General features: G+C 36.5%; 11 protein-coding genes and 1 pseudogene. 4 read left to right on the top strand and 8 right to left on the bottom strand.

Annotation, left to right across the window (positions count from 1 at the left end):
* Positions 1 to 577: 577 nt before the first annotated feature.
* Positions 578 to 709, top strand: a pseudogene (locus T429_RS11295) (antA/AntB antirepressor family protein); the annotation flags it as partial.
* Between the two features lie 88 nt (positions 710 to 797).
* On the opposite strand, the gene T429_RS0106930 reads toward T429_RS11295, so the two are convergent.
* The 6 genes from T429_RS0106930 to tatA form a co-directional block, all read right to left on the bottom strand.
* Positions 798 to 1,967, bottom strand: coding sequence for a M23 family metallopeptidase (locus tag T429_RS0106930; protein WP_005773708.1), 1,170 nt, complete (start codon positions 1,965 to 1,967; stop codon positions 798 to 800).
* 168 nt (positions 1,968 to 2,135) lie between these two features.
* Complete coding sequence (locus T429_RS0106925) at positions 2,136 to 2,795, bottom strand: protein-L-isoaspartate(D-aspartate) O-methyltransferase (RefSeq protein WP_005773709.1); 660 nt, start codon at positions 2,793 to 2,795, stop codon at positions 2,136 to 2,138.
* A 135-nt stretch (positions 2,796 to 2,930) separates the two neighbouring features.
* Positions 2,931 to 4,208: a serine--tRNA ligase gene (gene serS, locus T429_RS0106920; protein WP_005773710.1), complete on the bottom strand. Its 1,278-nt coding sequence runs from the start codon at positions 4,206 to 4,208 to the stop codon at positions 2,931 to 2,933.
* A gap of 76 nt (positions 4,209 to 4,284) precedes the next feature.
* On the bottom strand, positions 4,285 to 5,067 hold the full coding sequence (gene tatC / locus T429_RS0106915) for a twin-arginine translocase subunit TatC (protein WP_005773711.1): 783 nt from the start codon (positions 5,065 to 5,067) through the stop codon (positions 4,285 to 4,287).
* A complete protein-coding gene (locus T429_RS0106910; RefSeq protein WP_005773712.1) occupies positions 5,064 to 5,498 on the bottom strand; it encodes a Sec-independent protein translocase family protein in 435 nt (144 codons plus the stop codon). Before T429_RS0106910 ends, tatC begins: the two co-directional genes overlap by 4 nt.
* A 71-nt stretch (positions 5,499 to 5,569) precedes the next feature.
* The gene (gene tatA, locus T429_RS0106905; protein WP_005773713.1) at positions 5,570 to 5,881 is read right to left on the bottom strand and encodes a twin-arginine translocase TatA/TatE family subunit; all 312 of its coding nucleotides are present in this window, start codon (positions 5,879 to 5,881) and stop codon (positions 5,570 to 5,572) included.
* A 679-nt stretch (positions 5,882 to 6,560) separates the two neighbouring features.
* Here tatA and T429_RS0106900 point away from each other — a divergent pair.
* The 3 genes from T429_RS0106900 (at position 6,561) to pgsA (ending at position 10,760) form a co-directional block, all read left to right on the top strand.
* Positions 6,561 to 7,421, top strand: a complete 861-nt coding sequence (locus tag T429_RS0106900) for a 23S rRNA (adenine(2030)-N(6))-methyltransferase RlmJ (RefSeq protein ID WP_005773715.1) — start codon at positions 6,561 to 6,563, stop codon at positions 7,419 to 7,421.
* 699 nt (positions 7,422 to 8,120) lie between these two features.
* A complete protein-coding gene (gene uvrC, locus T429_RS0106895; protein WP_005773716.1) occupies positions 8,121 to 10,106 on the top strand; it encodes an excinuclease ABC subunit UvrC in 1,986 nt (661 codons plus the stop codon).
* A gap of 72 nt (positions 10,107 to 10,178) precedes the next feature.
* Positions 10,179 to 10,760 (top strand): CDP-diacylglycerol--glycerol-3-phosphate 3-phosphatidyltransferase, encoded by a 582-nt coding sequence (pgsA, locus tag T429_RS0106890; protein ID WP_005773717.1) that lies wholly within the window; start codon positions 10,179 to 10,181, stop codon positions 10,758 to 10,760.
* 316 nt (positions 10,761 to 11,076) lie between these two features.
* Here the strand turns inward: pgsA and ndk are convergent, their stop codons facing one another.
* Together ndk and T429_RS0106880 are read right to left on the bottom strand one after the other, a co-directional pair.
* Positions 11,077 to 11,499, bottom strand: a complete 423-nt coding sequence (gene ndk, locus T429_RS0106885) for a nucleoside-diphosphate kinase (protein ID WP_005773719.1) — start codon at positions 11,497 to 11,499, stop codon at positions 11,077 to 11,079.
* Positions 11,500 to 11,896: 397 nt separating this feature from the next.
* On the bottom strand, positions 11,897 to 12,786 hold an 890-nt coding region (locus tag T429_RS0106880), incomplete at its 5' end, for an autotransporter outer membrane beta-barrel domain-containing protein (protein WP_026500928.1).

The raw sequence follows: 12,786 nt of genomic DNA, 5'->3' as shown, positions 1-12,786 counted from the left end.
CAATAAATCCTTAAGAGACAGAATACAATAAGAAAAAATTTTAAAAAACAGATTTATTTTTCTCTATTATATATCCTCCACTAGAATCCTTTTCTCTTACTCAAGAGATGAGATAAAACAATTTTTCTAATGGAAAAACTTTAATTTAGAGAGATAATTCATTATTTTCTAATGTCGAATGATAGAGCTCAATACTAAAAAACGCTCTCATTTCAAACCCTTTGAATTCATCAAAAAATTTTCTTGCCCATCACACCTGTGAAATGAACATAAAGATAAAAACTCTTTATGATAAGAAGTCAAATATCTTTTCTCATGCCCCTCTCAAATGCAAGAGTATTGCGAATGCTGGGTGCTGGCAAATCGTATGATGCTCTTTGTCTTATGCTTCATAAACATAAAGATGATCATCTCTAATGCTCCCCAACAAACTGCTCTTCTAAACCAATGACTTTTTGCTAACTTATTACGTTAGACATGTGCTAATATCTTTCGATGATCGAGCGTAATGATAAATCCATGAAACACGTCAATACTTTATCAAATGAGATCGGCTTTAAAAAAAGAAGGAACATAACAGATTGATTATTCGACTCCTCAAACATTGCTTAGTGTCTTGAATCATCTACAAGAGCAAATTGAACAGAAATATCATGTTATTGCAGAATTAGCACCGAAAGTAGAAGCTTTAGAAAATTTAAAAGGTTCTTATGAGTGCTATTGATTTAAGAAAATAAATTGTTTTCATGAAATTTCTATAAATTATAAGATTATTTAAATTTAATGTCATCAATCCCTTAGTTTTCTAAATATTTAAGAGGATCAACTGGTAACGAATTTTTACGCATCTCAAAATAAACACGTGGCGTTTTAACATTTCCTGAAACACCCGACTTCGCAATCTCATCACCGCGTCTTATTCTTTGGCCTTTGTTAACAACAAGCTGACTATTACATCCATAAATAGTGATAATATTATTTTCATGTCGAATCATAACAACATTACCCAACTCTTTTAATCCATCTCCCGCGTAAATAACGACACCATTTTCCGCCGCCTTTACCGATGATCCTTCAGGTACAGCAATGTCTATTCCTCGATTCATTATGGTTCCTTTTTTTTGACCAAACTGGCTTAATAAACGCCCTCGTACCGGCCAACGCATCTTAGAAATCCCTGTGGCTTGCGGCGTCTTAATATTATCTGTACGTGTAACGGTACTTGATAAATCAGATTCATGATTCAATTGCATCATCTGTTTAGAAGAATTTTTTTCAGAATTTGATCTGTTCACCTGTGTAGAAGGTGGCGTTGTTACAGGAGCTTTATATATAGGTGAAGCCTTCTTATGCTTTGTAGAAGACGTCATTTGAGATTGGAATGAAGATTCTGCTTTTGACACTGCCAAATCGTTATAACTGGGCACTTTTGAAGTTGCTAATGCACGTCTGCTTGGAAGTACAAGAACCTGACCAATATAAATGGAATTGCTGTTTATACCATTTGCTGATTTTAACGCCTCAACACTAACCCCTACTTGTCGTGCAATACTGAGTAGTGTATCTCCACTCTGGACAATATAAGAGTTCTGCCGAAAAATAGGAGAGCTATCCATTTGTGAACGGGAAAGTGTTCCAAGGTTACGTGGAGGAGCCCCCATAACACGACCATTAGAAGGAGCTCCCCTATCTTGCTGTGGAGAATTATCATCAATCCACGAATCATCACTTGGTTCTACAGGGGGCAATTCAGTGCTTTGTATCATTTCTCCGCCATACGATAGCATTCCCGGATCTGAAGACATAGAGTTCGCTATATTTGATTGAGATGATACCCTATGATGAGAGACAATATTGGAAAAACGTTGTGAACCAGAACTACAACCAGCAACAATCGTTACCACCGCTAAAAAAGTTATTCTCTGAAAATTATGCCGGAAAATATTATCCAAAGCTTTTAAACACATCGTTTTGCTCACTCATCAATACTCAACTTACTCCATTAAAGCTTTTTTAAATTACCGAAGGGTTAAAATGTGATGCTTTATTCATAAATATCTTTAATTAAGATCAAAATGAATTTAATGGAAAATAAAAAAGTGAAATAATTTGCGCTATTTCTTAAACTTTAAAAATTAAAGTCTCTCCGCAATACCTTTAATAAAAGGTTGATAACGCACTTGAAACAGTTCTAGACACTCAAATCGACTCCCAATTTTTGTATAGCGCGTCACCGTTTGTACCCCTTCATCAGGTCCTATCGCCTGAATGAGAATTCCATTCTCAGCTAAAAGTTCTAAAAATTCCTTGGGTTCATCAGAACGTGATGGCCAAATAAGAATGCGATCAAATGATCCCAAACCTGCCACATTATGACTTCCATCACACTGGCGTATAACAATATTTTCAATATCCAAACTTTGGAATTTTTGGCGTGCTAAATCAACAAGCGTTTTATAACGATCAACCGTTGTCACACGATCACTCAAACATGCCATAAGAGCAGTACAAAAGCCAGAGCCTGTACCAATTTCTAAGACACGATGCTTTTTTTTCAATGATAGTGCTGAAAGAATCAAGAGCTGTTCTTCCAAACGTTCCATATATTCCCCACACTCTATAGGAATAACTTTATTATCATAAGCACTATTAAACCACGGAGCAGAAACAAATTGTTGACGTGGAATTTTCTCTAATGCCGAAAAAAATCGCACGTCATCAATGCCTTTGCTACGCATTTTCAGTACAAGAGCAGCCAACTCCTCACGAAATTGCAAAATACCCTTTTGCTCCATAGTATTATTCACTCTCTAATGGAGATGCACTTTTATTGTCCCTACAAACTACTTCTTTTAGAATGGCAAAACCTCTTGCGTTTGTATAGCATTCCCTCTTTGCAATAAACGCATATTGTTTTTCCTTTCCCCAAATTAAGCAATAATACAACGCATGCCTCCCATATAGGGTTGTAAAACATCTGGAACAATAATTGACCCATCAGCCTGTTGATAATTTTCAAGCACAGCAATAAGACAGCGGCCAACAGCCGTACCAGAACCATTAAGGCTATGAACAAAATGCAATTTCTTATCGCCTTCTTTACGATAGCGAGCGTTCATACGACGACCTTGAAAGTCCCCACAAACGGAACAACTAGAAATTTCACGATAACATTCTTGGCCAGGAAGCCAAACCTCGATGTCATAAGTTTTACGTGCTGCAAACCCCATATCCCCCGTAGAAAGAACCACTGTGCGAAAAGGCAGACCTAGTCGTTTTAAGATATCTTCTGCACATTCCGTCATACGTTCCAATTCAATAAGAGACTGCTCTTCACTGGTAATCGAAACCATTTCTACCTTCCAAAATTGGTGCTGACGCAACATACCGCGTGTATCACGACCAGCCGCTCCCGCTTCTGAACGAAAACAAGGAGATAAAGAAGAAAATCGCAGTGGCAAATCTGATATTTCAAGAATTTCATCGTTGACCAAGTTCGTTAATGGCACTTCTGCTGTGGAAATAAGCCATCGGCCATCTGTTGTTTGAAACAGATCTTCAGCAAACTTCGGCAATTGGGCTGCTCCGTAAACAATCTCATCACGAACAAGAAGAGGCACAGAAACTTCTGTATAACCATGCTCATTAACATGCACATCAAGCATAAATTGTCCCAATGCTCGTTCTAGCCGTGCTAACGCCCCTGAAAGCACTGTAAAACGTGTTCCAGATAAACGACTAGCTCGCTCAAAATTCATCTGCTTGAGATCTTGACCAAGATCAAAATGCTCCTTTGGTGTAAAATTAAAGGTTGGAGGTGTTCCAAAATGTCGAATGACGACATTATCACTTTCATCTTTACCTTCTGGAACATCATCTAATGGAATATTGGGAAGTGCTGAAAGAATTTTTTCAAGACTTTCCGTCAACTCTTTTTCTTCCGTTGTTGCAGAAGAAAGAAAGACTTTAAGCTCTTCAACTTCAGCTCTAAGCCGTTCAGCCATTTGCTGATCAGATGTAGCTAAAGCTTGTCCTATTTCCTTTGAAATCGCATTGCGACGTTCCTGTGCTAATTGTACCTTAGCAACATGGGATCGGCGTGCAAGATCAAGTTGTATTAACCTTTCGGCTTGTGGCTCAAGGCCTCTCCTTACAAGTGCTTTATCTAATTCTTCAGGATTTTCACGAATCCACTTAATATCAAGCATTAAAATTCCTCATTTATATTGTTTTTATTCTATATTGGTTTTATTCATTTCTCATCGCATAAAATATACACTTTTCTTAAGTGGATTTTCTTCTCTTTTCTATACCATAAGCCATTAAAATTGAGACCTCATAAAGCGCTATCGTTGGTAAAGCTACTGCAAACATCGTAAAAAAATCCGACGGCGTTATCATTGCTGCAATAATAAAAGAGAGCAGAATAGCCCATTTTCGTTTAGACACCAAATCATAAGACGTTAAAAGTCTAACTTTTGTTAAAAGACTGATGACAAGAGGCAATTGAAAAATCAAACCAAAAATGAGGATAAACGACGTCATAAAGCCCAAATAATCAGAAATACGCACGACAAACTCTATCTTTAATTGAGCATCTGGAAGAAATTGTTGAGAAAGGCTAAACCATAGTATTATTGGCGCCAATAGAGCATAAACAAACGCTCCTCCAATACAAAATAAAATAGGACCACCAATGAGAAAAGGCAAAAAAGCCCTGCGCTCATTTTTATAAAGCCCTGGTGCAATAAAACTATAGAATTGAAAAGCTGTATAGGGAAAAGATAAAATAATTCCTCCAAAAACAGCAAGTTTCATCTTTGTTAAAAAAGTTTCCCATACCTGCGTTGATTGCAAACGAATATTCTCAGGATACCCTCCTGCTATTTTCATTGCCCATTGATACGGCCATAGTAAAAAATTCAAGATATAATCTTTAACAAGAAAACACATCATAAAAGCGATCATAAATGCAACCAAAACCCAAATAATTCGCTGACGAAGTTCAATTAAATGTTCTAAAAGTGGTACCATATTGGCATCAACTTCATCTTTTTTTACATTCATGACACATCTTTTTTATCTTTAGAAGCAATAGAAACGCTTTCAAGGTGATGAGAAGCACGAGAGACTGTCCTATCTTTCTTGATTGCTTTTTGATCACATGCCAAAAGTTCTTTATCTTTTTCTGATTTATAGTGAATTGCCTTAATATCCAAATTATCGTGAATACCCTCTATTGTATTTTGAATGCAATCAAAAGTTTCTGCCAACTTCTCGCTTGAATCGTTCATATCCGAACATGTTTTTTGCAAATCATCGTGCTCAATTTGTTTTATTACATCATCAAACTGGTGACGAAGTTCATTTGCTGTTGAATGCATATAAGCTCTTACCCTTGCGATTGTCTTGAGTATTTTAGGTAAATCTTTCGGTCCAACGACAATGATGAGAACAAGTAAGATCACGACAAGCTCTGGTCCATCAATCCCAAACATTGCTTATACTCGACTTCCTCATAAAAAATAATGCACAATGATGATGACATTTTTGTTATTTAATACGTTTATTATTTGACACGCTGTTTTTTAGCAACAGATGCCTTTCCTCTTTTAGAGTGAGAGGGAGTCTTTCTGCGTGTTGCTACATGTTTTACTGATAACGGCTGAGATGGTTGAGATTCTCCATCAATGATTTGGGAAGAAGCAACCATTTCAACGTTATCCTCAATGCCTCCCTCTTCTTCCTTCATATTCTTTTTAAAGGCTTTAATTCCCTTAGCAACATCGCCCATTAATTCAGAAATTTTACCACGTCCGAAAAGCAAAAAAATAAGCAATAAAATTATAATTAAATGTGTTGGTGAAAAAATATTACCCATTAATCTCTACTCTATGCTTTTTATCTGACTTATTCATGCTACCTCTGAAGAATTTATCAAATATTGTATCCTATTTATATATTTTTTTCTCAACTTAAAAGAAATCACATGCTTTTTAATGGAAGAAGAGTGATCGTCGTCAATTAATCAGCCAAATTTTTAAAAGATACAACCGCACATTTTTCTAAATATTTAGGTGTAATATCGTAATATAGACTCACTCAAAATGTGTATGAGACAACATTTGTAGGCGTGATCATATCTGAGAATATGTTTTATTAACGCGTAAAATAATACATTAATTTATAAGAATTATTCATTTGCACATTACAAGCAAGGTTAGCATAGAGAGATAAAAACTCTTAAATGCTCTTCTAGACCAGCTTAATTGTCCTAGACCTAGAAAATAAGTCGCAATATATAGGAATATGATGATGCTCGCTTTCATCTTTATTCAATAAAGAGCTTCCATTGAAATGTTTGCCCTCTTCGTGTCCAACTTTCATATAAAAGGTTTAAAATCCCAATGAAATAAGGCTCCCGTGACATCCATATTTTATGTGTATCATTTTTTAATGAGGGGCTTATTTAATTTCCACAAGAAAATTTTTATGGATATCAATTCTATTATTCTATGCTAATAACCTGATACAGTTATCCATATGATAGAGTTTTTCCCATGAATTATCGGCATATTTACCATGCTGGCAATTTTGCTGATGTTTTTAAACACATTATTGTCATGCGTATTGTAGAGTATCTCAAACGCAAAGAAAAAGCTTTTCGCGTTATAGATACGCATGCTGGTATCGGTATTTATGACCTCTCTTCTTTAGAAGCCCATAAAACAGGAGAGTGGCGCGAAGGTGTGCAACGAATTTTTTCAACGCCAATCCCTGAAGATTTAAGAGCTCTCCTTTATCCATGGTGTGATATCATTGATGCCCTCAATAAAGGAGAAGAAGAAATTGTATTTTATCCTGGATCTCCTGTTCTTATTCGTCAATTATTACGCAAACAAGATCGCCTTACCGCAATAGAATTGCACAATGAAGATTATCATATTTTAGCAAAAAATTTTGCTGGCGATTATCAAACAAAAGTTCTGCATTTGGATGGTTGGCTTTCCTTAAATGCTCATTTACCACCAAAAGAAAAACGCGGGTTTATCCTTGTGGACCCTCCCTTTGAAAAAACTGGAGAATTTTCCCGCCTTATTGAGGGATTAATGAAAGCCTATCGCCGTTTTTCTGGAGGAATCTATGCTTTATGGTATCCTGTTAAACATGACAAAGAAATTGAAAGTTTTCTTGATGCGCTTTATCAAACAGGGATTCCTAAAATTTTACAGCTTGAAATGCGTATCCGAAAAAATTCAAGTTCACCGACAATGAATGGAAGTGGAATGATTATTATCAACCCTCCCTACCTTTTGGAAAACGAAATTAAAAAACTCAGTCCCTTTCTTATCAATCGTCTTGGACAAGATGAAAATGCTCAAATAACGCACAAGTGGCTTCAAAAAGAACATTTAAATTAGACTTTGCTCTTACGTTTTCCCTAAAAAATACCCTTTTGTAAAATACAAAGGTCGCAAGCCTTTATTATTTTTTAGATAATATCAGCATATAATATAATAATGGTAAGCTTATAACGATTTCATGAATTATAGAATAATAAAGCTATTGCACCAACCTCTTTAAGCCTTATATAAAGAGCAGGTTGGTACCTTCATACATTCTTCAGCCCTCAATGTTGCGGCAGCCCTTGGAACTTGAGATGGTTTACAAGAGGAATTTTTAGTCTTTTCTTGTACAGTTTCACACCACGTAGCTCTCCTCGCTTTTAACGTGCAAGAGATAGGGTTTTTAATATGCTATAGATTTGAAATGAAAGAATCATACGCTTTTTAGGCGTTTAATTCAATGTTGACAACGATAAATTATCTTTATAAATCAACATGTTAATTCTTTATTGTTTTTTCTTTTAGAAAATGTCTCCTCCTATCATTATGGATTTCCTCTTCTAATCATTTTTAATGAAACAATTGGCGCCTTCATAAAGCTGTCTTAAATAAACAACTCTCATATTTTTTTATGAAAGATAGGAACTCTAAAATCACACTTTTATGCTATAATATGTTATTGGTGGACGAAAATTATTAAAGACATAGATAATCGTTATTCAATAAAAAAGAATATTTCATACGTTAAACAAAAAGCATTTCTTGATAAACGGAATGATCCTAAAAAATAATACAAATTGTCTGAAAAATGAACGAGAAAAGCTTTCTTTTCTCTCTAACCTTACATGGAACAATGCCAATCAAAGCAATGAGAAAAATCAATTCCAAGGTGTTAAATTCATACAAGAATTTGTTAAACATCTTCCGCATAAGCCAGGAGTTTACCGAATGATTGGTGAAAATGGTGATATTCTCTACGTTGGCAAAGCTCGTAATCTTAAAAAACGTGTTTCAAACTATGCACGTGAAAAAGGACACAATAATCGTATTACCCGTATGATTCGTGCAACATATCATATGGAATTTATCGTTACCCATACAGAAACAGAAGCACTCCTTTTAGAAGCCAATCTCATCAAAAGATTGCATCCACATTTTAATGTATTACTCCGTGATGATAAAAGCTTCCCTTATATCATGATTACAGATGATCATCGAGCCCCTGCACTTTACAAACATCGCGGTGCTCGAACACAAAAAGCTCATTATTTTGGGCCTTTTGCTTCTGCTGGTGCCGTGACACAAACAATTCATGTTTTGCAACGCGCTTTTTTATTACGAACCTGTACCGATGCAATTTTTGAAAACCGTACGCGTCCCTGTTTGCTTTATCAAATTAAGCGATGTTCTGCACCTTGTACTTATGAAATTAGTGAGAGTGATTATAAAGAACTGGTGAAAGACGCAAAAGCGTTTCTTTCGGGAAAAGATCAATCAGTTAAAAATGATATGATTCAAGCTATGCATAAAGCAGCAGAAAATCTTGATTTTGAACAAGCCGCTTCCTATCGTGATCGCTTATCAGCCCTTTCTCACATACAAAGCCATCAAGGTATTAATCCTCAAACGATAAAAGAAGCAGATGTCTTTGCAATTGCTCAAAAGGAAGAAATGACTTGTATTCAAGTGTTCTTTTTTCGCATGGGGCAAAATTGGGGAAACCGTGCCTATTTTCCTAAAGCAGATCCCTCTTTTTCCCGTAATGAAATTTTAGCGAGTTTTCTTGCCCAATTTTACGATGATAAACCCTTACCCAAAAGCATCCTTTTATCTGAAGAAATTGAAGAAAAAACACTTCTTACAGAAGCATTGAGTCTCAAAGCAAATCATAAAGTGTCTCTCTCTTTACCCAAGCAAGGTGAACGAAAAACGCTTGTTAACCATGCCTCTCTCAATGCTCATGAAGCACTTGAACATAAGCTCGCTGAAACAGCTACCCATACAAAATTACTTCAGGGTCTTGCTGAAACATTCCAACTGCCTTTTCCTCCGCGCCGTATAGAAGTCTACGACAATTCTCATATTATGGGAACAAATTCTGTAGGGGCTATGATTGTTGCTGGTCAAATGGGATTTGTTAAAAATCAATATCGCAAATTCAACATTCGCTCAACAGATATCACGCCTGGTGATGATTTTGGCATGATGAAAGAAGTGATTAAACGAAGATTTTCACGTCTTATCAAAGAGCATGATTTGCCTAATAAAAGTCATGACAACCAAGATCAAGAGAATGATCTTTTTCCCATTTGGCCTGATCTTATCTTAATCGATGGGGGTGAAGGACAAATTAACAGTGTGCATACAATACTTGCTGAATTACAATTGAATAACCTAATCACCGTTGTTGGAATAGCCAAAGGTGTTGACCGTCATGCGGGACGTGAACGATTTTTTATAAAAGGTATTCCTCCTTTTACACTTCCCCCCCGTGATCCTATCCTCTATTTTTTGCAACGTCTGCGTGATGAAGCACATCGTTTTGCTATTGGAACGCATAGAATAAAACGAAAAAAAGCAACATTCAAAAATCCACTTGATGAAATCGAAAATATCGGTCCGTCAAGAAAACGTGCATTGCTTCATCATTTTGGAAGTGCCAAGGCTGTTGCTGGTGCCTCACTTGAAGACTTGAAAAAAGTGACAGGAATCTCTCTTACAATCGCACAAAAAATTCATAACCATTTTAATGAAAAATAGGCTTGTTTCATCACTTTAGCCTTGTTACTTTCAGAGAATATGTTCTCCTTCACAAGAATTGAAAATCACTCTATGAAAAATCATACTTTTTCTTTTCCGAATCTTTTAACTTATGCACGAATTGTTGCAGTCCCCATGGTTGTTGCATGCTTTTTTGTAGAAGGACGCCTCCAATCAAGTGATATCGCACGCTGGATTGCCGTGTCCATTTTTATCATTGCATCTATTACTGATTTTCTTGATGGTTATCTTGCCCGTATTTGGGAACAAACATCCAATATTGGTCGCATGTTAGATCCAATTGCCGATAAACTTCTCGTCTCTGCATGCTTACTCTTGCTTGCCGCAGACAGTACCATCGCTGGATGGACACTATGGGCAGCCATTATCATTCTTTGCCGAGAAATTCTTGTATCAGGATTACGTGAATATTTAGCTGAATTAAAAGTGAGCGTTCCAGTCTCTCGTCTTGCAAAGTGGAAAACTTTTGTCCAAATGATCGCTATTATCTTTCTTTTAGCAGGACCAGCAGGTAATAAAGTTTTTCCCTACACAGTAGAATTTGGCATTACTATGCTTTGGATTGCCGCCCTTCTTACATTGTGGACAGGGTGGGATTATTTTCGCGCAGGTTTAAAACATGTCATCTCATGAAATTGTCTCTTGATTTATAATGATCATTTATCTTTATGCACCTTAAACAAGAAAAGATACCCATAAATCTACTTATTTTAAATCTATCGATGATCAATCAATTAAAACATTGCTTTTGCCCATCACAAAAAAAGTTGGTGTCCAGATAAAAGACATTCAAGAAAAGAATAAAGAGGCTTTCTCTCCCCAAAAAAATAGTTGTAATATTAAAAGCGAAAAAAGCGATGTATCTCCATATCTATCAAAGAGATCTATTCTTGTAAGCAAAAACCCAAAACATACTGTTCTGGGTTTTTAATTCTTATTTATGCTTTTATTAACCAACAATTTCTCTCTCAGAAAACCAAAAAGCGATTTCTGTTTTTGCCGTTTCCGTACTATCAGATCCATGGACAGAATTTTCACCAATCGACAAAGCATGAACCTTACGAATTGTCCCCTCTTCTGCATCACTAGGATTTGTAGCACCCATCACTTCACGGTTTTTAGCTATTGCATTTTCTCCTTCCAAAACCTGTACAATTGTTGGACCAGAAGACATAAATTCAACCAATTCGCTAAAAAAAGGGCGTTCTTTATGAACAGCATAAAAATTTTCAGCCTCACGCTTGCTCATCCACACACGTTTAGAGGCAATAACACGCAAGCCGGCATCCTCAAGCATTTTGGTAATTGCGCCTGTCAAATTACGACGTGTTGCATCTGGTTTAATCATCGAAAAAGTACGCTCTAAAGCCATTTACTCACCTTTATTTTATTGATATTATTCTCTGACTGTTTCTATAGCGAGCAGGCAGTCCTTTGCCAAGTGACTTTGCAAAAATCTACACAAATTCGCAAATATATAGAATGAAGTGTAAAAAAGACTTCAATAAAATAGATACACCTATAATTGTCCCTCCCATCATAAGATGCACACCAAGCTCTCAGTAAATGTTGAACTCCTTATTGTACTCCTAAATGCTTCCCATCAAAATTACCATTTAAGCGATAAACATTATAAGAAAAAACCAACATGTAAAAATAAACACCTTTTATGAAAACCTTCTTCTTTAAAGAAGACAAACCAAGATAGTTCGTATCTAGGTTGGAAAACTTCCTCACACACTGAGATCAATTAAAAAACACCCCTATCATTAGAAATGATAGCGTACTCCTATAATTCCCTGAAGAGACTGTTTTGTTTTACGCCCTTTAACATAATGAGCCTCTCCATATAACTTTAACTTCTCACTCACAAAACTGCTCAAACCTATCCCTAATTTACCCGCATTACCTGATAAATCGCTCGTAAATGCATGGCGTTCATTAATCACCGTTTGATTGTCATCTTTATTCTCACGCATCCATGCTGCTGTAATATATGCCTGTGAGGAAGAAGCCATGCCAGAGCCAAATTCATACCCTAAAGACAGACCAACCTCACTGCGCAATGAAGTGAAGGGACGTATATCACCTCTCATGTCATTCGATAACTTGATTTCTTTTCCCTCAACTTGCAACCAAGTAAATTGTCCATAAGGCTGCAACCAACTGCTCTTAGACGTCTGAAGGCGATAACCTGCTTCAAAAGAGGTTCCAACCGCCCATTGCTTATAACTGCCTTCAATCCCCAAACCATTCGTGGAAACCGCCTTCAGCGTATTTTGATAATGATTATATTTTAAAAGAGCATCCAGATACCATCCACTGTGATCTAAATAAGTGACATAAGCCCCAATGCCATAACTATTGATACCGCTGGTGCCCCCCCGTGCATGTGCAATACGAGCATGGTCATAACTGCCAAATCCCCCTATATAAAACTCCCCATTCTCCCACTCGCTTAAGCCATTGATCCCTAAAACAATCCCTGTCTGATCAAGCTTAAAATCTATATGCCCTGTTGCAATGCTCTCTTTTGCTTTAATCGCATAGCTCCATAAAGCCGTATTCTTTTTACTGTGATCTAGAATTCCTCTTCCCGAACGCACGCTTTGCATTTCATTGTGAAACACCATCGCTGGAGCGACAGACATGGACAATA

The sequence above is a fragment of the Bartonella elizabethae F9251 = ATCC 49927 genome (assembly GCF_000518165.1).
In the GTDB taxonomy this organism is placed as follows: Bacteria; Pseudomonadota; Alphaproteobacteria; order Rhizobiales; family Rhizobiaceae; genus Bartonella; species Bartonella elizabethae.
The sequence above is the reverse complement of the archived record's forward strand: the minus strand, read 5'-3'. Positions and strand labels throughout refer to the sequence as shown.

Bases quoted from the DNA above. Each gene is read 5' to 3' on its own strand.
- pgsA (WP_005773717.1), top strand. From the start codon at position 10,179: ATGAAAAATCATACTTTTTCTTTTCCGAATCTTTTAACTTATGCACGA.
- T429_RS0106925 (WP_005773709.1), bottom strand. From the start codon at position 2,795: ATGGAGCAAAAGGGTATTTTGCAATTTCGTGAGGAGTTGGCTGCTCTT.
- ndk (WP_005773719.1), bottom strand. From the start codon at position 11,499: ATGGCTTTAGAGCGTACTTTTTCGATGATTAAACCAGATGCAACACGT.
- T429_RS0106900 (WP_005773715.1), top strand. From the start codon at position 6,561: ATGAATTATCGGCATATTTACCATGCTGGCAATTTTGCTGATGTTTTT.
- tatA (WP_005773713.1), bottom strand. From the start codon at position 5,881: ATGGGTAATATTTTTTCACCAACACATTTAATTATAATTTTATTGCTT.
- serS (WP_005773710.1), bottom strand. From the start codon at position 4,208: ATGCTTGATATTAAGTGGATTCGTGAAAATCCTGAAGAATTAGATAAA.
- T429_RS0106910 (WP_005773712.1), bottom strand. From the start codon at position 5,498: ATGTTTGGGATTGATGGACCAGAGCTTGTCGTGATCTTACTTGTTCTC.
- T429_RS0106930 (WP_005773708.1), bottom strand. From the start codon at position 1,967: ATGTGTTTAAAAGCTTTGGATAATATTTTCCGGCATAATTTTCAGAGA.
- tatC (WP_005773711.1), bottom strand. From the start codon at position 5,067: ATGAATGTAAAAAAAGATGAAGTTGATGCCAATATGGTACCACTTTTA.
- uvrC (WP_005773716.1), top strand. From the start codon at position 8,121: ATGATCCTAAAAAATAATACAAATTGTCTGAAAAATGAACGAGAAAAG.